The organism is Streptomyces lincolnensis (assembly GCF_021173675.1).
Lineage (GTDB): Bacteria > Actinomycetota > Actinomycetes > Streptomycetales > Streptomycetaceae > Streptomyces > Streptomyces lincolnensis_B.
Genome location: NZ_JAIHON010000016.1, coordinates 26,861 through 45,935, shown reverse-complemented (window position 1 = coordinate 45,935; position 19,075 = coordinate 26,861). Strand labels below are relative to the sequence as shown.

16 protein-coding genes are annotated in these 19,075 nt (G+C 68.6%); 8 read left to right on the top strand and 8 right to left on the bottom strand.

Annotated features, from left to right (window positions below; all coding sequences use genetic code 11):
• Positions 1–130 precede the first annotated feature (130 nt).
• Positions 131–1,087: a bifunctional riboflavin kinase/FAD synthetase gene (locus K4B79_RS38250; RefSeq protein WP_232032027.1), complete on the top strand. Its 957-nt coding sequence runs from the start codon at positions 131–133 to the stop codon at positions 1,085–1,087.
• Positions 1,088–1,183: 96 nt separating this feature from the next.
• Here K4B79_RS38250 and K4B79_RS38245 read toward each other — a convergent pair whose 3' ends face one another.
• From K4B79_RS38245 to eccE, 3 genes are all read right to left on the bottom strand, one after another.
• Positions 1,184–4,294, bottom strand: a complete 3,111-nt coding sequence (locus tag K4B79_RS38245; RefSeq protein ID WP_232032026.1) for an SCO5717 family growth-regulating ATPase — start codon at positions 4,292–4,294, stop codon at positions 1,184–1,186.
• Between the two features lie 308 nt (positions 4,295–4,602).
• A complete protein-coding gene (locus K4B79_RS38240; protein WP_232032025.1) occupies positions 4,603–5,349 on the bottom strand; it encodes a hypothetical protein in 747 nt (248 codons plus the stop codon).
• Entirely contained in the window at positions 5,349–6,740 is a 1,392-nt protein-coding gene (eccE, locus tag K4B79_RS38235; RefSeq protein ID WP_232032024.1) for a type VII secretion protein EccE, read from the bottom strand. The genes K4B79_RS38240 and eccE overlap by 1 nt, the downstream gene beginning before the upstream one ends.
• Before the next feature lie 205 nt (positions 6,741–6,945).
• On the opposite strand from eccE, the gene eccB reads away from it, so the two are divergent.
• The 3 genes from eccB to K4B79_RS38220 all read left to right on the top strand — a co-directional run bounded on the left by eccB (position 6,946) and on the right by K4B79_RS38220 (position 10,492).
• Complete coding sequence (gene eccB / locus K4B79_RS38230) at positions 6,946–8,481, top strand: type VII secretion protein EccB (RefSeq protein ID WP_232032023.1); 1,536 nt, start codon at positions 6,946–6,948, stop codon at positions 8,479–8,481.
• Positions 8,482–8,506: 25 nt separating this feature from the next.
• Positions 8,507–9,796: a type VII secretion-associated serine protease mycosin gene (mycP, locus tag K4B79_RS38225; protein WP_232032022.1), complete on the top strand. Its 1,290-nt coding sequence runs from the start codon at positions 8,507–8,509 to the stop codon at positions 9,794–9,796.
• Between the two features lie 96 nt (positions 9,797–9,892).
• Positions 9,893–10,492, top strand: a complete 600-nt coding sequence (locus tag K4B79_RS38220) for a hypothetical protein (RefSeq protein ID WP_232032021.1) — start codon at positions 9,893–9,895, stop codon at positions 10,490–10,492.
• Positions 10,493–10,565: 73 nt separating this feature from the next.
• Here K4B79_RS38220 and K4B79_RS38215 read toward each other — a convergent pair whose 3' ends face one another.
• Positions 10,566–10,910, bottom strand: a complete 345-nt coding sequence (locus tag K4B79_RS38215) for a DUF4333 domain-containing protein (RefSeq protein ID WP_232032020.1) — start codon at positions 10,908–10,910, stop codon at positions 10,566–10,568.
• Between the two features lie 384 nt (positions 10,911–11,294).
• On the opposite strand from K4B79_RS38215, the gene K4B79_RS38210 reads away from it, so the two are divergent.
• Genes K4B79_RS38210 through K4B79_RS38200 form a run of 3 tightly spaced genes read left to right on the top strand, consistent with a single transcriptional unit; the run spans position 11,295 to position 13,460 of the window.
• Positions 11,295–11,597, top strand: a complete 303-nt coding sequence (locus tag K4B79_RS38210) for a hypothetical protein (RefSeq protein ID WP_232032019.1) — start codon at positions 11,295–11,297, stop codon at positions 11,595–11,597.
• A 25-nt stretch (positions 11,598–11,622) separates the two neighbouring features.
• A complete protein-coding gene (locus K4B79_RS38205; RefSeq protein WP_232032018.1) occupies positions 11,623–12,909 on the top strand; it encodes a putative T7SS-secreted protein in 1,287 nt (428 codons plus the stop codon).
• Positions 12,910–12,944: 35 nt separating this feature from the next.
• Positions 12,945–13,460 (top strand): hypothetical protein, encoded by a 516-nt coding sequence (locus K4B79_RS38200; protein ID WP_232032017.1) that lies wholly within the window; start codon positions 12,945–12,947, stop codon positions 13,458–13,460.
• Positions 13,461–13,577: 117 nt separating this feature from the next.
• Here K4B79_RS38200 and K4B79_RS38195 read toward each other — a convergent pair whose 3' ends face one another.
• From K4B79_RS38195 to K4B79_RS38180, 4 genes are all read right to left on the bottom strand, one after another.
• The gene (locus K4B79_RS38195) at positions 13,578–14,294 is read right to left on the bottom strand and encodes a hypothetical protein (protein WP_232032016.1); all 717 of its coding nucleotides are present in this window, start codon (positions 14,292–14,294) and stop codon (positions 13,578–13,580) included.
• A gap of 268 nt (positions 14,295–14,562) precedes the next feature.
• A complete protein-coding gene (locus K4B79_RS38190) occupies positions 14,563–15,123 on the bottom strand; it encodes a hypothetical protein (RefSeq protein WP_232032015.1) in 561 nt (186 codons plus the stop codon).
• A gap of 23 nt (positions 15,124–15,146) precedes the next feature.
• Positions 15,147–17,444, bottom strand: a complete 2,298-nt coding sequence (locus K4B79_RS38185; protein WP_232032014.1) for a hypothetical protein — start codon at positions 17,442–17,444, stop codon at positions 15,147–15,149.
• A gap of 103 nt (positions 17,445–17,547) precedes the next feature.
• Positions 17,548–18,054: a hypothetical protein gene (locus K4B79_RS38180; RefSeq protein WP_232032013.1), complete on the bottom strand. Its 507-nt coding sequence runs from the start codon at positions 18,052–18,054 to the stop codon at positions 17,548–17,550.
• Positions 18,055–18,656: 602 nt separating this feature from the next.
• Here K4B79_RS38180 and K4B79_RS38175 point away from each other — a divergent pair.
• On the top strand, positions 18,657–19,073 hold the full coding sequence (locus K4B79_RS38175; protein WP_232032012.1) for a hypothetical protein: 417 nt from the start codon (positions 18,657–18,659) through the stop codon (positions 19,071–19,073).
• Positions 19,074–19,075: the final 2 nt, after the last annotated feature.

The following is a 19,075-nucleotide window of genomic DNA, read 5'->3' as shown; positions in this document are numbered from 1 at the left end:
GTCCACGTGCGCCGGGTCACAGCCCCCATGCCGATGCGGGCCCGAAGCGTCCGGCATGGCACCCTTAGACCTGCGTTACGAGGCAACCACGGACACAGGTTCGACGAGTTTGCGACAAGGAGCAGTCACAGTGCAGCGCTGGCGTGGCTTGGAGGACATCCCCGAGGACTGGGGGCGCAGCGTCGTCACCATCGGCTCCTACGACGGAGTCCACCGCGGACACCAGCTGATCATGCGGCACGCCGTGGACCGGGCCCGTGAGCTGGGCGTCCCCGCGGTCGTCGTCACCTTCGACCCGCACCCCAGCGAGGTCGTCCGCCCCGGCAGCCACCCGCCGCTGCTCGCCCCGCACCACCGGCGCGCCGAGCTGATGGCCGAGCAGGGCGTGGACGCGGTCCTGATCCTCCCCTTCACCACGGAGTTCTCGAAGCTGTCCCCGGCCGACTTCGTCGTCAAGGTCCTGGTCGACAAGCTGCACGCCAAGGCGGTCGTCGAGGGCCCCAACTTCCGCTTCGGCCACAAGGCCGCGGGGAACGTGGAGTTCCTCGCCGAGCAGGGCAAGGTCTACGACTTCGAGGTCGACGTCGTCGACCTGTACGTGTCCGGCGAGGCGGGCGGCGGCGAACCCTTCTCCTCGACCCTGACCCGGCGCCTGGTCGCCGAGGGCGACGTCGAGGGCGCCGCCGAGATCCTGGGCCGCCCGCACCGGGTGGAGGGCGTGGTCGTCCGCGGCGCCCAGCGAGGCCGCGAGATGGGCTTCCCGACGGCCAACGTCGAGACCCTGCCCCACACCGCCATCCCCGCCGACGGCGTCTACGCCGGCTGGCTGCACGTCGAGGGCGAGGCCATGCCCGCCGCGATCTCCGTCGGCACCAACCCGCAGTTCGACGGCACCGAGCGCACGGTTGAGGCGTACGCCATCGACCGCGTCGGCCTCGACCTGTACGGCCTGCACGTCGCCGTCGACTTCCTCGCCTTCGTGCGCGGGCAGGCGAGGTTCGACACGCTCGACGCGCTGCTCGTCCAGATCGGCGAGGACGTCAAGCGGTGCCGTGAGCTGGTCGGGGCGGCGGGCTCGGCCGAGTAGTTCTTTCCACGACCTCTACGACCTCTACGACCTCTCTACGACGACGAAGGCGGCCGGTGCCCTTGGGGGTACCGGCCGCCTTTCGTGTACGTGCGGTTACTGCTGCGGGGGAGGCGGGGGCGGGGCCTGGCCCGGCTGCGGGTAGCCGTAGCCCTGGGGCGGGTAGCCGTAGCCCTGCTGCGGGGGGCCCGCCGGCGGCCGGCCCTGCTGCGGGTGGGGCTGCTGCCCGGGGGCGGCTGAGGGCTGGCCCTGCGGGCCGGGCTGCCCGGGGTGGCCGGGCTGGGCGGGCGGCTGACCGGGCTGCGGGTAGGGCTGGCCGTACGGCTGTCCGGGGGCCGGTTGACCCGGCTGGCCGGGCTGCTGCGGGTACGGGGCCGGCTGGCCCGGGGCCTGGCCGGGGTACGGCTGGCCCGGCATCTGCTGGCCCGGCATCGGCGGGGCGGCGAGCGGGGGCGGCTGGTTGCTGCCCTCGTTGGTCCACAGGCCGTGCATCTGCTGGTGGCGCACGAAGTCCTCGGCGACCATCGCCGCGAGGTTGAAGTACGCCTCCCGGACCTTCGGGCGCATCATGTCGAGGTCGACCTCGGCACCGGCGGACAGGTGCTCGTCGAAGGGCACGACGACCACGCCCCGGCACCGGGTCTCGAAGTGCGCCACGATGTCCTCGACCTTGATCATCTTGCCGGTCTCGCGGACCCCGGAGATGACGGTGATGGACCGTGAGACGAGGTCGGCGTACCCGTGCGCCGACAGCCAGTCCAGCGTCGTACTGGCGCTGCTCGCACCGTCCACGGAGGGCGTGGAGATGATGATGAGCTGGTCGGCGAGGTCGAGCACCCCGCGCATGGCGCTGTAGAGCAGACCCGTACCGGAGTCGGTCAGGATGACCGGGTACTGGTTGCCGAGCACGTCGATCGCGCGCCGGTAGTCCTCGTCGTTGAAGGTCGTCGAGACGGCCGGGTCGACGTCGTTGGCGATGATCTCCAGGCCGGAGGGGGCCTGGGAGGTGAACCGCCGGATGTCCATGTACGAGTTGAGGTACGGGATCGCCTGGACGAGGTCACGGATGGTGGCGCCGGTCTCGCGCCGCACCCGGCGGCCGAGCGTGCCGGCGTCCGGGTTGGCGTCGATCGCGAGGATCTTGTCCTGGCGCTCGATGGCGAGCGTGGAGCCGAGGGCCGTGGTGGTGGTCGTCTTGCCGACGCCGCCCTTCAGGCTGATGACGGCGATGCGGTAGCAGGACAGCACCGGTGTGCGGATGAGCTCCAACTTGCGCTGGCGCTCGGCCTCCTCCTTCTTGCCGCCCAGCTTGAACTTGCCGCCGGCCACCGGACGGCTGCTCTTCGCCTTCTGCTTCTTGCTGTTGATCAGCCGGTCCGAGGACAGCTCCACGGCCGCGGTGTAACCCAGCGGTGTGGCACCGGGGTTGGCCGCGTGCCGCTGGTCGTGCTGCATGGCCTGCGGCCAGGCGGCGGCGTCGGGGGCCTGGCCGGGGCCTGCGGCCGGCGGGTGTCCGGGGTGCGGCTGTTGCTGGGGCTGGGGGGCGTTCGGCGGGGCCGCGTCGGGGTGCGCCGGGTTGGGCTGGTGCGGAGTTCCCGGCTGGCCCTGCTGTGCGGGCGGCTGGGCCTGGGGGAAGCCGTAACCGCCCTGCTGGGTCTGGGGGTTGGGCTGGTTCGGGGCGCCCGGCGCGGGCTGGGGGAAGCCGTAGCCCGACGGCTGCGGGGCGGCGGGCGGTTGCGCGCCGGGCTGGGGGCCGGGGTGCGGGAAGCCGTAGCCGCCCTGGGCGTTCGGCGCGGGGGCCGGCGGCTGGGGCTGGGCCTGGGGCTGTGGGAAGCCGTAGCCGCCCTGCTGCGGGGCCGGAGGGGCGGGCGGGGTCGCGGGCGCGGCGGCGTGCTCGCTGCCGGGCTGGGGGAAGCCGTAACCGGCCGGCGGGGCGGGCGGCGTGGGCTGGCCCGGTGCCGGGGGCTGGTTCCAGCCGGCCGGGGCGGGCTGCGGGGCCTGCGGATGGAACGGCTGCTGCGGGGCGGCGGGCGGTTGCGCGCCGGGCTGGGCGCCGGGGTGCGGGAAGCCGTAGCCGCCCTGGGCGTCGGGTGCGGGGGCCGGCGGCTGGGCCTGGGGCGGCGGGAAGCCGTAGCCGCCCTGGGGGTTCGGGGCCTGGTTCGGCTGGGCGGGAGCGTCCGGCTGAGGCTGCGCCGGCCACTGGGCCGCCGGGGCGGGGGCCGCGGGCTGGTAGGACGGCGGCAGCGGCGGAACGCCGCTCTGCGGAGCCGGCGGGGGAGTCCAGGCGGGCTGGGCCGCGGGCGCGGTCGCGGCGGCTGCGGCGGTGGCGTCCGGTGCGGGTGCGGGTGCGGGTGCGGGTGCGGGTGCGGGTGCGGGGCTCTGGGGCTCGCCGACGGCGGGCGCGGTGCTGCGGGGGTCCGGGGTGGCTGCCGGCGCCTGAGTCGGGGCCGCGGGCGAGCCGTCGGTGGACGGGGCGACGGGGGACGAGGCGTCCGGCGTCTGGGCGCCCTCGGCGTCGTCGGTGCCTTCCGACTCCTGAGTCGCGTCGCCGGTCTCCTGATCGGCGCCGGGCTCCTCCGCCGTGATCTCCGGGCCGTCGGGCTCGTCACCGGAGGCTTCCTCGGTGGTGCCGGTCTCGGCGGCGGGCTCGGACGCGGGGGCGACGGGCTCCGGGGCGTCGTCGCCCTCCGTCGTGGTGTCGACACCGGCCTCGGCGGTTTCGGCGGCCTCGGCGATCGGTTCGGCGGCGGCAGGGACGGTGCCCTCGGCCGCGTCCTCACCGGAGGAGCCGTGGGAGGTGTCGCCGGAGGCCTCCGCGGCGGCGCGCTCCGCGATCTCGCGCTTCAGGGCGGAGGACGAGATCCGCATGGTCGCGCCGCTGACGAGGTCGCCGGACTCGTCCTCCTCCTGCGGCGCGGGCGTGCCGGCGGCAGGGGTCGACCAGGGCTGCTGGTAGGAACCGGCGGGCGGCTGGCCCGGCACGGCGACCGGAGGTCCGACCGGCGGAGGCGGCGTGGCGGGGGAGGGCGCCGGGGGCGGCGGTGTCGGGGCCGCCGGAGCCGCGTTCGAGGAGTTCTGCGTGTACCAGGCCGGTGGCGCGTAGTCGATCGTGAACTCGCCCGTCAACTCGATGGCGGACTCCGCGTCGGACTGGTCGTCGTCGGGTGTGTCCCAGCCCCCGCGGATCCCGTCCCGATCGCTGTTCACAGTTCCTCCTGGTGTGGTCGAGCACCCTCAAGCCGTGCTGGGGCGACCGTTTCTGTCGTCCGATTCGCCGGGCTGTCCCCCTTGGGCCCCGGGCCCTGTTGTCGCATCGCCCGCACCACCCGCTCGCGGGTACTCACGACGTGCTCTGCCCCAGCCTAATCACCAAAACCACGACCCCGGCAGGCCCGCCCACCCGGCGGTCACCGGGGAGGCAGGCGAATTCCTGCGAAAACCCGCCAAGTTGGACATGGTGTCCCGGCCTGGACCACCCGCCGTTCCCGTCCTTCGGACCCGCGTCAGTACCCGCGTCAGTCCATGCGGCGCGCGACGCCCAACAGACCCGTCTCGGAGTCCGTGGCCTGGGTCATCACGTACTGCCGGTCCCGGTCCGTGCACCACAGCGTGACGCCGTCCTGCAGGCCGGGCAGGGACTGCATCTCGGGGCGCGGCAGTCCGATCACGCGGGCGATCTCGGTGGCCTCGTCCGGCGACACCCGCTGGACGCCCACCAGCCGCGCCTGGCGCATCAGGCGCGGCGCGACCGGGCTCAGATACGGCAGCAGTGTGAGCACGGACTGCCAGGGCGCCGACACCACACGGCCGCGCGGCGGCCGCATACCGCAGTCCCGCACCACCAGCACCGGCGTACCGGCGGACGCGCCCTGCGGGGGCACCCGGCCCACGTCGTACACCGCAAGGCCGTTCTGCCCGCCGCCCATGGCGTGCACCATCGGCATCCAGGCCTGGGCCCGGCCGGTCTCCACGGCCACGCGCGCGCCCGTCGCCGCCGCGCGCAGCGCCAGCACCTGGGCCGTCCACAGGCCGCCGATGAGGACGATGTCGTACGGCGTCGGGCGGTTGACGCCCAGGACGGCCGGCTGGCCCTCGGTGTTGACGCCCGCCACCACGCCGTCGTCCCCTATGGGCAGGGTGAGCGCGCCCACCTGCTCGACGGGCAGGGTGTGCCGCTGGTGGCGGGGGCCCATCAGTCCGAAGCCGGTGCGCAGTCGCTCGCCGAAGCCGGGGGCGGCGGGTGAGGTCGAGGTCACGGACATCAGCGGGCACCTCCGAGCGGCAGGGTGGCGAGGACGCCGGGGAGTTGTTCACGGTCCAGCCGCGCGAGACCGGTCTTCGCCCCGCGCGCGGCACGCTCCAGATCGCGTCGCGCGTTGGTCAGTTCCTGGTTGCTGCGGCCGGTGATGCGCAGGTGGCCCGTGACGTTCACGTCCTGCCGGCCACCGCGGGCCAGGGTCAGGCTGAACGTCGTCGCCAGGGCGGGGACGGCCGTGAGCTGTGCCACCAGCTGCGCCAGGGAGGTGCCCGAGGTGCCCAGCTGGGGCCAGCGACGCACCCAGTAGGTGGTGTGCCGGCGGTTGTCGCAGCGCCAGCTGCGGCTGGACTCCTCGGTGCGCCGCTGCGGCGACTCGTCCGGGCCGATCGGCGCGGCCTGCGCGGTCACCATCGGGTTGGCGCACGCGGAGGTGGCGATCGCGGAGGTCAGCTCCTCCTCCGTGAGGAGGTTCGCCTGGAAGCCCGCGCCGGTGAGCCGGCTGGACAGGTGCTCGGCCGCCCGCACCAGGCACTTCTGCGCGCCGCGCAGACCGCCGCCGCGCGCGGCCACCGCCTCCGGGCACAGCTCCGGGTCGAGCTTCAGCGCGATCCAGGTGATGCGCACCGCGGGGGAGCCCGCCTGGGCCTGCAGGGGCGCGTAGTTGCTCACCACGACCGACTGCTGGGGCAGGTGCAGCGCGGGCGCGGGCTGGGTGTGCACGACGACCTGCGCCGACTCCAGCTGGATGCCGTCGACCTCCAGGGCGTCCTGCACGAGCGCGAGCGGCAGCGGCCGACGGCTGCGCTCGGCGCGCAGCGCGCCCGCGTCCGACTCCACCTGGAGCACCGCGGTGATGAAGCCGCCGTCGCCCACCATGCCCACCGGCCGCCGCTGGTCGCGGTCGTCGCCGCGGGTGAAGCTGTACGTCCGCAAGGTCGGGTCGCACTCCACGGCCGGCGCCAGGGCGGAGTCGGTGCCCGGCGGCACCAGGGTGTTCGCGGCCTTGCGGGTGCGCGCCCGCAGCGCCAGCAGGGTGCCCAGCCACTCGGGCAGGGACAGCCCCCGGCGCCGTACCAGAGCGAGCACCACGAGCACGGCGGCGACGACGCCCGCCGGAACGAGCGCGACCGTGCCGATGAGCCAGCCGGTCACCACGACGGCGGCCGCCACCTCGAGCATGACCAGCCGCTGCACCGCGAACGAGCCGCCATGGCCCGAGCGCGACTTCAGATGCGGCGTGACCGACCCGCGGTAGGACGCGGAGCCGGCCGGAGCCGCTCCCGAGCCCGCCCTCGGCGGCTGAGAGGAAGACGATCCGCGCGAACCTGATCGGCGCGCGCCCCCCGATCGCGGCCGCGATTGCGATCGCGACCGCGCCCGCGTTGCGGAAGCCATCACTCCAAAACCCCCGAACTCTCCCGAAACTCCATGCGCTGTGGCCCCTTGAAGGCCTGAGCACCCTACCCGTGCCACCAGCACGGTCACGCAACAGGCATAGTAGGGGGCGGCTCTGACAGCCGAGGCAGCAGAGGCAACTGAGGACGGGGGACGGATCTTCACAGGTCCCCCACGGCTCCGCACGGGGAGAGAGCGGACACAGATGGCATCACGGCGGGATGAACTCAACGCCTACACCTTCGCGAAGCGCCGTACGCTCGCATCCTTCCTGCGTCCGTCGCCGACGGGCTCCGAGGAAGGCGCACCCAAGCCGATGAAGGCGCTGTGGCCCGGCGTCGTCGTCGCCCTGGTGATCCTTCTGGTGTTCGGAGGCATCGGCATCTTCAAACCGGCGGCGCCCGTGGGCTGGAAGACGCCCGCGGAGCACGTCATCGTGGCGAGCAAGTCGACCACCCGGTACGTGGTGCTGAAGACCGGCAAGCAGGTGCAGCTCCACCCGGTCCTCAACATGGCGTCCGCCAAGCTCCTGCTGGACCCCAGCAAGTCCGACGTCATCACGGTCGACGAGAAGGTCCTGGACAGCGGCAACCCGCCGCACGGCGCCACCATCGGCATCCCGTACGCCCCCGACCGCCTGCCCTCCGCCGACGAGGCCGAGGCCGCCAAGCGCTGGGCGGTGTGCGAGCGTCCCGGTGAGGGCGGCCGCGCCATCCAGAAGGCGGCGTTCGTCTTCGCCCAGAAGGAGTTCGGCCGGACCGAGGGCAGGAACAAGCTCACCGGCGGCGAGCTGATGTACGTGGTCGGGCCGGACGAGAAGACGCAGTACGTGGTGGACGCGCGGGGCACGGCGTACGAGATCGGGGACACCTCCGACACCGAGTTGCTGAGGGCTCTCGACACCCAGGGCCGTAAGCCGCAGCGCGTCTCCCAGGAGTGGCTGGACACGCTGCACAAGGGCGACCCGCTCTCCATGCCGACGGTCGAGGGCACGCCCGGAGCGCCGGCCGACTCGGGCCTCCCGGAGCAGTACGACAAGGTCGGCGAGGTCATCAGGGCCCCCATCGGCTCGCGGATGCAGTACTTCGTGGTGCAGCCGGGCGGCGTGGCGGAGATCTCCGAGTTCGTCGCCACCCTGCTGCTGAACAGCGCGGACCTGGTCGCCGTGGGCCAGGCCGGTGAGGCCCAGCAGGTGAGTCCCGGAGCGATCGTCGACAGCAAGCCCTTCAACACGGCGGGGAACACCTGGCCGCTGCTCAAGCCGAAGACGGTCAACGACGGCTCCAGCGCCACCTCCGGCCGCAACACCGTCTGCAGCGTCCTGCTCTCGGTCGGCACGACGGGCGACGCGAAGGGGCGGACGACCCTGTCCACCTGGGTGGGCACCGACTTCCCCGCCACGCTGCCCACCGGCTCCTCCAGCGGCTACGTGACGGCCGGCTCCGGCCAGCTCTACCGCCAGTTCCAGGGCACGGAGACCGCGGCCGGCGGTGTCTTCCTGGTCACCGACACCGGCCTGCGCTACGCCCTGCAGTCCAACAGCGACAGCGCCACCGACGATCAGGGCATCGGCACCTCCGCCAAGCAGCGGGAGCAGGAGCTCCAGGAGGCCAAGATCGCCCAGACCCGGCTCGGTTACGAGAAGGTGAACCCCTCGCCCGTGCCCGTGGAGTGGTCGACGTTCCTGCCGACCGGCCCGCGCCTGTCGGAGTCGGCGGCACGACAGCCGCAGGGCTCCTAGTCGCGGGATGGAGGAGAACGAAGCCATGCTGAACGGCGAAGCCATGGGGAACGCGAGGACATCGGTGGTCCGGGGACGGGGCAGGAGGACGGCGGCCCTGGCCGCCGCCACCGCGGTCGTGGCGAGCGCCTCGGTGGTCGGCCTCTCCGCCCCGGCGGCCCACGCGGACGACGGGCAGTGCACCTTCCCCGCGAAGAAGTACGCGGGCCGCCCCTGGGCCCTCCAGCGCGTCAACCTCGACGCGCTGTGGGCGGTCTCGACCGGCAAGGGTGTCGACGTGGCCGTCATCGACACCGGGGTCGACATCAAGAACTCCCAGCTCACCAAGGCCGTGGACGCCTCCAAGGGGTTGAACAACCTCCCCGCGAAGAACTCCAAGGGCGAGAAGATCGAACGCGGCAGCAGCAAGGGCACCGACGACAGCGTCGGCCACGGCACGCGCGTGGCCGGCATCATCGCGGCCCGCCCCGTCAAGGGCACCGGCTTCGTGGGCCTGGCCCCGGACGCGAAGATCATCCCCATCAAGCAGAACAACGCCGAGGGCGACGGAACGGCGGACACCCTGGCCGCGGCGATCCGCCACGCGGTCCAGGAGGGCGCCGAGGTCATCAACATCTCCCAGGACACCGCCAACGCCCTCAAGCCCAACTCGGACCTCGAACTGGCCGTCGAGGAGGCCCTCGCCCGCAAGGTCGTGGTCGTCGCCTCGGCCGGCAACGACGGCCTGGGCGGCAAGGTCCAGATCACCTACCCGGCGTCGTACAAGGGCGTCCTGGCGGTCGCGGCCTCCGACCGCAACAACGAGCGGGCCTCCTTCTCGCAGTCGGGAGATTTCGTGGGGGTCGCCGCGCCAGGTGTCGACATGATCTCCACAGTCCCCCTCGGCGGCCACTGCTCCGACAACGGCACCAGCTTCTCGGCCCCGTACGTGGCGGGCGTCGCGGCCCTCCTGAAGTCCAAGTACCCCGACTGGACCGCCCAGCAGGTCGTCGCCCAGATCGAACAGACCGCGGAACGCTCCATCCCCGGCCGCGACCGCCTCGTCGGCTGGGGCGTCGTCGACCCCGTCAAGGCACTCACGAACGTCGACCCCGAACACCCCGTCGAGTCCCCCCGCCCCGAGAACGGCGTGACCAGAGCGGAGGCCCCGTCCGTCACCCCCCTCCACTTCGGCGAGACCGCGGAGGAACGCAACACCCGCCTGGCCACCTACGTCGTCGTGGCCGGCCTCGTCGCCGTGGCCGGCCTGAGCGGCACGGCGGTGGCGGTACGGGACGCTCGGCGGAGGCGGGCGCGGGTGGGGGGAGGGGCGTGACGGGGTGGTTGGGAGCGCGTCGGTGACGGCGGCGAGCACGCTCGGCGCGCGGAGCCGGCCGCGGTGGCCGGGTAACCGGTGGACATGCTGACCGAGATGAACGTGCTCCTCCTGGTCCTGGCGGCCGTACTCCTCGGCATGGCCTGTGTCAGGGCGGACCGGGTACGCGCCTGGCGGGCCGGCATCAACCCCTCGGCCACGGAACTGCCCGACTCCGCCTTCACGGTGGCCCGCGTTCTCTTGGTGACCATGGCCGGCTTCAGCGTCTACACGGCCGTCCAGGGCTTCGGTGTCTCCGACGGCTCGCGATGGAGCGACCAAGAGCTGACCAGCGCAGTCGAGGGCGCCACGGCCTCCCTGGACGGCAGCTTCACCTACGGCGACCCGCTTGAGGACGCCTCGGCCGACTTCGACGGCGACGCCTACGCGACGACACTCAAGGACGAGATCGTGGAACACGGCGGCGGAGACGCTCCCGGCTTCGGTGTGGACGCCGCGCTCTCCTCCACGACGGGCTCCGACCAGGCCTTCTACCTCGTCACCGCCGACGGAGCGGGCAGGAGCTACTGCGTCGTCGTCCGGCGCGCGCACTCGGGGAACGTGGAGACCGTGGCGCCGGGACTGTCCGGCGAGGCGGCGAAGGTGGTGCAGCCGAAGTACACCTTCGCGGTGTCGAGCCGCACGGGAACATGCTGACGCCCGCCTGAAGGCCGACAGGGCACGGTGATGTGCACGCCGAGGCCGAGGCGGGCGCCTGCGGTGACTGCGCTCAGTTCGGAGCCGGGGAAGCCGTGTCGTCGGCCTTGATGTCGAAGTTGATCTTGTCTCCGTCGACGGACTTGACCGTGACCGTCACGCCCAGGGTGCTGCCGTCGCCCGCCGTGAGCTTGCACCGGGTGGTCGTGCCGACCTTCCCCTCCAGGTCCTCCGGGCAGCTGATGTCCGGCTTCGGCTGACCGGTCGTCGCCGCGAGCTGCTCGGAGACCTCCGTCGCCAGCTTGTCCGCGGACAGCTTCTTCTCCACGTCGGCCGAGGCCGAGCAGCCGACGAGCAGCGCCCCGACAGCCACCGCCGAGAGGCTCCAAGTTGCTGCGGACGAACGGGCCGAGGCCATGAGGGCTCCATTCCTGGTGATCAAGACGAGAAGACGTCGGAAGCATACTGGGCAGAGTTGTTGGGGGCATATCGCCGAAGAGTCTCCATGAGGCCTTCGTTCAGCCCACGGAAAATCTTCACCGGCGATTTCGGAGTGCTCCACGAATGGGCATCGCGAAGCATTTGTTCCAGCCTGGAAATCACTGATCGGCGGTGAGTGACGGTCGCCCTGCTCGGGCAGCCAGGGCCACTCGTCGCCGCTTCCTGAGTAGTTGAGTTGCAGGAGTCGTGAGGGGCCGGTGAGACCGTCCCGGGAGGCTCGATCTTGGTGCTAGCGTTAGACGCCTTTCAGCCAATGTGTGGTGCGTGTGTGCGCTGAGCGAACGAGAAGGGGGATCTCGCCGTGGGCGATCTCGGAGTAGGCCCGGAGGTCCTCAAGAAGGGCGCTTCGGACATCCTGGAATGTCTCACGCCGGTCGAGAAGGTGGAGCTGAAGGACGCGGCCGGTCAGGCCGGCGCACTCGGGGACCAGTCGGCCGCCGACGCGCTGACGGCGTTCTGCTCCACATGGGAGCTGGGCGCCGGCTTCCTCGCCGACTGCGCGGCGACCCTGGCGGAGGGGCTGAACTCGGCCAACAACGACTTCACCGCGACGGACGAAGCGATCCGTGACGCGGCGAATTCGGTCAAGACGGACTTGAGTTAGTTCTAGAAACGGGGGATTTGCATCCATGGGAGCCGCTCTGGGGTCGACAACCGACCCCAAGGAACTCATCCCTGGCGACACCAAGAAACTGGGCGAACTCGTCACCACCCTCAACGGCTGGTCGAAGAAATTCGACGGAGTCGGCGACGGCCTGCGTGACCTGAAGATCTCGGGTTGGACCGGTAAGGCCAGCGACACCTTCTGGCCCGTCCTGTCCAAGGAGAAAGGCAACTGGTATCTCGCCGCCGACGCGATGTCGGACGCGGCCTCGGCCATCTCCTCGTACTCCTCCACCCTGAGCTGGGCGCAGCAGCAGGCCACGACGGCGATCGAGCAGTGGAAGTCCGGCGATCACGACGCGGCGGAGGCCACGCTGAAGGCCGCGCACGCCCAACTCGACCCCGAGGCCAAGTCATTGGCCAAGAAGCTCGACAACCTCTCGGGTGGCGCCTCCGACGCTCCTGGCTGGCTCGCCGACGCCAGGCAGTACGTCGACACCCAGAAGTGGATCGCCGACCACAACGCCGGCAAGACCAACTCGACCCGGTGGATGAAGGAACAGCAGAAGTTCCTCGGCGGTGACGACGGCCGCTGGAACAAGAACAAGGAGTGGGGCAAGGACGAGAACGGCAACTGGTTCGTCAAGGACAAGCCCCAGGGCGCGGAGGGGGACCCGGCCGCCCCGGGCAGCAAGACCAACACCACCGTCAAACTCGCCGAGTGGACGGGCGGCGCCAGCGCCTGGTCGGACGGCGTCGCCAAAGAGGGGTCGGTGGGCGGTGTCGGGATGAAGGGCAGCCTGGGCGCGTCCGCGCTGGGCGTGGACGGCACCGTCGGTGCGAGCATCACGAACGGGCGGTTGCAGGCCGGCGCGCAGGGCAGTGCCTATCTGGCACAGGCCACCGCGAAGGGCACCGCGGAGTACGGCGTCGTCGCGGCCGGAGCCGAGGGGAAGGCCTTCGTGGGCGCCGAAGCCGCGGCCAACGTCGGCGTCGGCAAGGACGGTCTGCACGCCGGCGCGGAGGCCTTCGCCGGAGCCAAGGCCACCGGGTCGGTCTCCGCCGACGTCGCCGGCGTCGGTGCCGGTGTCAGCGGCGAGGCATGGGCGGGCGTGGGTGCCTCCGCCAACGCCGACCTGGGCATGAAGGACGGCAAGTTCACCATCGGCGGCGAACTCGGCGTCGGCCTGGGCGTCGGCGGCAAGGTCGGCTTCGATGTCACCGTCGATCCCGGCAAGGTGGTCGACTCCGTCGGCGACGCGGCCGACGCGGTGGGAGATGCCTGGGACGACACGGTCGGCAGCTGGTTCTAGTCTGAGCTGACGCTCATCAAGGAAGTGGATTCACGATGGCCACCACGTTGCCGGTCAAGATCTCGTTCTCGCTGCCGGACGGCTGGCAAGCCGCCCCGCCGGACGAGGTCGGAGCACCCGGCGCCGCCTTCGTCGCGCTCCATCCCCTCTCCATCGACGAGGGGTTCACGGCGAACATCACCATCTCGGGCCGCATGCGCAACGACAGCGCCACCATGTGGGACATCGCCGGCGAGTCGGTGCAGCGGCTGCAGGAGGCGGGGACCGTAGAGGTCGTCAAGAAGTCCGAAGTGGGGACCCCGGACATCCCCGGCCTGACGGACTCTCCTGGCGTCGTCCAGAACCTCCGCCTCTCCACCACCCTGCGCGGCGAACCCCTGGAACTCCTCCAGAGCCAGGTGTACCTCGGCATGGAGGACGTCAAGAACCCGGCCAAGCGCGCCGTCATCGAACTCGTCCTCACCGCGAAGCCGACCCAACTCGGCGATGTGATCGGTGACTTCCAGGAATTTCTGCGGACGGTACGCCCGGCCGACGAAACCCCCGCGTAAGGGGTTCTCGAACGGTACGGCACGGTGCCCGAACGACAGAGTGCCCCTTGTCCCGGTAGGGAAGTTCACCGGGACAAGGGGCACTTTCACGCGCTCGTGGCGGGCTGAAGAACTTTCTCAGGCGGCGGTCCAGGCCCTCGTCGGAATCCGCTCCAGCACATCGCACAGGTAGTTCAACCGCTCGTCGACGGCCTGCGGGGACAACGTGCCGGTGTACCAAGTGAACAGGTCGTCGCCGCGCAGCGCGACCGGGGAATCCTCCGCGCGCGGATCCGAGAGCAGGAAGGGCACCAGGTCACCCCCCAGAAGGTCCCGAACAGCGGCCTCGTCCGTGGTGGCGATGGAGAATTTCTCATCGAACTCCGGCACGCCCAGCTGGATCTTGGTCCGCCGGTCCATCAGCGCGTCCAGCCTGCCCGGCCGATAGATCTCCGCCTTCGGCCCCGAGCCCGGCGCCTTGACGACGAAGACCGATTCGACGATGAGCTGTTTGCGGTCCGCGACTTCACCGCCCGACATGGGGTTGTTGTATCGGTATTCGAAGTACGTGAACGACCGGCCACGGAACTCACCCGTGGTGTAGTGGAACGCGCTCAGGTTCCCACCGGAGCGAGGGAAGGGTCCGACCCCGAAGTACTGGTCGATCCGCCCCTGCGTGTGCGCCGTGTACGTCCACCCACGTTCCGGAGCCAACCGGCGAAGCTGCGCATACTCGTCCCTGACCTGCTCCGTCTGCTTCCGCCCACGCCTGGACACCACGAAGACGAGGGTGAACATGCCCGCGACGAAAGCGAACAGAAGCACCTTCACCAGAATCCCTACCAGTTGCTCCATGGCCCCAGATTATGGCTTACGTCTGTGAGGCCGTGAAGCGGCCCTGTGGCTCGGTCATCCGACTACCTCGCCTAGTGGAGGGTCGGTGAAGGTTCCGAGTGGGTCGGGTCAGTTGTCGGGAGCGTTCGGAACTTGAGATCGAGGGTTGAGTCGCAGTCGGAGATGCTGCTGCTTGCGTGTCACACAGAAGTAGAACAACCGACTGCCGTGAATGAGTCAGCAGCCAGGTCAGCCCTGAGCAGGATATTCGCCTTGCCCATTTAGTGATTCAACGACAGGAACTCGAATTTTCCAGGGCCTTGGCGTACGAAATGATCAGATCCTTCATTGCGTCGGAATCCTCCCGATCGGGAGTGAAGATCTGAATGACGCCATAAAGATCTTGATCGGGGTGCTTTGCGGACTTGCATGATGCGGCTGTCCTTCCCACGCCCCCGGTGCCCGCATAGAGGTACTGACCATCATCGGTGAGCTGGCCGTCATCCGTCTTGTCGTAGCCCTTCGCCACAGTCGCAGTGCTCTCCCCATCACTCCACCAGGTTTGGATCTCCCGCACCGCGACATCACCGTCGATCATCACGTCGCACTGCTTCGTGCCTCCGTTGAGGGACGAGGATTTCACGGTGATCGAATCGCCTCCGGGTAGGAAGGGATCCAGAAGCTCGCGGTCAGAGGGAACACCACACAGCGACTTGGGTACGGTGTAGTTCTTCTCCTCGCTGCCACTGTTCGAGCACGCGGTCAGTACCAAGGCGCCGGCCAAGGCGGCAGCAGCTGGAGCCGAGGCTCGGACGAGCCGTACCTGTGTGGTGATTCGGGGGCGGAACATGGGGAGTTCCTCTCGCGGGGTAATTAAATGTCGGTCTTCAGGTGCGGAGCCATGTATTCGACGTTTACGCCTGCGTCTCTGAAACCTTCCTGTGCAGCCGCACGGGCCTTCTCATCGATTCCCATGTCGACCAGGTCGGTGCGGTTGTGTGCTTTGGCCGCGTCCTCAGCAGCTTTTTCGGTGTAGGAGGCGTTCTGGTCGAGACCGTTCTCCCACTTCTCTCCCATTTCCCCTCCTGCATTGTCCTTGGCGTTTCCTTCTGCATTTTGAAAGAGCTGCTCAAGGACTAGGCTGCTGACCGTACTCGCCGCTCCGCCGGCTACTGCACCGCCTACCGGACTCGCAATAAAAGTGGCGCCGACACCGATGCCCAGCCCGATCGTGCCGGAAACGCCATTCTTCCATTGGGCGACGGAATGGTCGTAGGCCTTGTCATCCTCATCTGCCGGACCGGCGACTGCCTCCTGTCGTCCGATGGCAAGTGTGCCCGAGATCTCACCGGAACCATGAGCGAGCTGCTCGATCGCGAATTGAGTGTCCTTGGAATAGCGGTTGTCGTCAGACAGATCCGGATTCATGTGGTAATCCATCAGATTTGCCATATAGGACTTGTTCGCCACCTCGACAGCGGCATAGGCTTCCGGATTCTGCCCGATCGTGACAAGCAGCGCCGTCACGTCCCGGTGATTCAGGGAGGCAGACGACCCCGCCACAGGAAACAGCCTGTTGGTGTCCTCGTCGGCGTCATCTGTCATCGCGCGGTTGATGTCGGGAAGGTATTCCGCAGTGATCTGTCCGACGCTGTCCGACATGTAGCCGCTACCCGTAAGGCGTTCCGGGTCGTCCGCGATAGAGGACACGATGCTCTCGAAAAGTTGGGTCTGGCCTTCATTGTGGGCAGGTGTGTCAGGTGTGAAGAGCTCACCGGCAGGATGCCCGGTGGTGGCAGCCTCCAGCGCCAGAGCGAGATTGTTCTTCCCGGTGTGGAGATCGTCGCCCTTCGAGTCTGTCTCCTGGGGCCAATCGCGTTCCTCAAACAGATACTGGAAATTCGACAGCGAAACCTTGCCGTTTTTTCCGTCACCGTCCGTGTCTCGCTCGAAGGGGTTGTCCGGGTCATCCTTCGAGATGTACTGTTGGTTGAAAAATTCCGTTGCTGCGTCGGGACTGTTCGACAGGCCCTTCAAGTAGCCTGTGAGGGGGTCGGAGCCGCTATCCTCTCCGATTCGGTTGAGCCAGGGAGTCATTCCCATGTGCTGCCATGCAGTGTTGGCATGTTCGCCGTTGCCGGTTAGCTTGCGCTCAGTTGCCATGAGCTGAGTTCCGTAGTCTTTCAGGAACTGATCGTCGTAGTCACCGGTCCGCATCAGGTTGCTCATGACCTGGAATCCCATGAGCCCGCTACTGTTGCTATAGAGTGGTTTGTCGCCGATGTCGATCATCGTGCGCTTCCACTCGGTCATTGTCAGTGAATCGCTCTGTGTGGCGTTGGCCAGAGTCATTCCCAGATTGCGCTGCAGGTCGTCGAACTGATCGAGACGCCTCTGCCCGAGTTCGTAGTTTCCCCGGTTGGGATCATTGATCCCTGTCCAGAACTCCAATGTCTTCTGTGGCCCGAGTGTCGTGGCGAACGTCTCGGCGAACAGGTCATCGTTGGCGTACTGCTTGAGTCCGGCGTTGAGTCGGTCGAATTCCTCGACGGTCAGGTCCTCAGGATTTTTACTCGCCAGCTTGGCCAGTTCCTCGGCTTGGGCGATGGCCTCGCTGGCCTCGTCGCGGTTCGTGTAGCTGGCATCCGAGAAGCCGAGCTGGCTTTGATCGGCAATGGCCTTGAGAACCTTGTTGGCGGAGCTGTCGCTCTCGGTGGCTTTGTCCAGAATCCTCTGGATCTCGTCTCTCAAGGCTGTGATGTCAGCCTTGTTTTCCTGGTCCTCCTGGGCGCGGCCCTCTGGAGGGGCATCCGTGGTGACCGTGAAACCGCCGTCATAACCGATGACTCTGAGGTTCTTCTTCCGACCGCCTTCGATGGCGTCGACGAGTTGCTGTTGGTAGCCCTTCAGCTCACCGCATACATCGGCGAGGATCCCGTGGATGGTCTTGGCCTGTGTGTGCGCGTCGGTGAACTCTTCGGCCGTCTTGCCGATGAACTCTTTGCTGACTTGGGCGTTCACCCCTGTCCAGGCCGCCTTGTTGGCGGCTTGGTGCAGCTCGTTCTCTGCGTCCTTCTGCAGCTGATCAAGGTGCCTTACAAGGGTCGACCACTCGGTGACGGCATCGTCGAGCAGCTTGAAGTTGGCGTGGTGGAGAGCGCTGAGGTCCATGGGCTGTGTCCCTGAGGTCGGAGAGTGGTTGAGGTTTCCTCGTGTGGAGTGGAAACCCGCCCGCTGTTGCTGCGGGTGACAGTGTCGCGTTGCCCGACTGCCACTACTCCTTTTTCTTGTCCTTCGTCCCGTAGACGGGATTCTCCTTGCCAGGCTGCCCGACCCGCTCATCGAAGCCGCTGTCCAGTAGGTCGATGCTGCTCATCTGCCGCGCGATGAAGTTCTCATCACCGGCGTGCAGCTTCTTGGTGACCTGAAGGTGGTTGGAGATCTGCGCGCAGGCGTCCATCAAGGACTTGAGTTGCTCGTCCCAACGGTTCGAGACGTGCTGGAGTCCGCCACCGAGGTCGAAACCCTGCTTGGACAGGTCGGAAGCAGCGGAGTCGCTCGGGGCGACAGCTACCCGAGCTTTGTCCCACAGCTGGTTGTAGAGGTCGTGCGCAGACTTGCCGATCTTGGTGAGGCTCGCGTTCTCGACCTTCAGATCGCCGTAGCTGCTCGGCTGCGTATAGCCTCCGCCGTCACCGGGGTCGAGCTGGTTGAGCTGCATGTGCGTCGATTGGCGATCGGCCGCTTCGGCCTTGAGCTGCTCCCACTCGTCCCATGCCACTGCGGGCCCCTTCCCCCATGAACGCGACGACCGATCCTCGCATCGAGCAGATGTTGCGCGTCGATGTTGAGATGGGCAATCAAGTTAGCAACGCGGTGCGCGAAGAGTCTTGATCATGACCGGTCTGCGTGGATTGTCACCAAGCCCGCACTGCTTGCCGACTCGCCCTGCTTGGGGAGCGCTGTCCCGACTGAACGCCAGTTCAAGGACCGAGGAGAGGGGCCCTCTGCGGTGCGCAGCGGTGGCTCAAGGGGTGCGAACGACACAGGTGCGAAGGACACCTGTAGAAGTTTGATGAAGGTGGCAAGTGGGGGGATGTGGTGGGGCGTGGTGGCGCTGATGATGGAGCGAGCGCCACTTGTGTGCGTCGTGCGGATGTCGGCGCCTCCGTTCGCAGCAAACCGGCAAGTCGGGCAAAGTGTGCTATCGGCCGCGCGCTCGTAACCGAGTTAACACACACCGCTGTTGGACCTGCTGTACAGGTTGACTACAGTGGTAAAAGCGTTGTGAGACGTGACCTGCTTTGCGATCGTGTGGCGACTGGATGGTTGCCGGGATGCGGTTGCGGCGGATGCGCGTACGGGGAAACGGGGAGGGGCGTCGTGTCGTCGGGCAAGACGGACATCGAGCTCAGTCGGGAAGCGCTGGCCAAGTTCGTGGATCAGGTGGACGAGATCCTTCGCAATCTTGAGGCTTCGGCCGGTAGCTCGACGAAGGTCGGGTCTCAGACGATCCGGCGTACGTCTCTGGCGTCGGCCGGAGGTGTGCTCCATGAGGCGGACGGTCTGTACGGCCAGTACGACCGGGTGCACAAGGAGCTCACCACTCTGTCCAAGTCTCTGCATCTGCAGATCGAGGCCATGGGTATCGCTGTGCAGGGCGCCGCTCACGGGTTCGACAATCTCGAAGAGGAACAGCGGCAGCGCTTCTGGGCGATTCAGACTCAGATCAGCCAGATCGAGGACGTGAAGGACGGTCGTAAGCGTTCTGACGGTGATCGCGGCGGACTGAAGGGGTGACG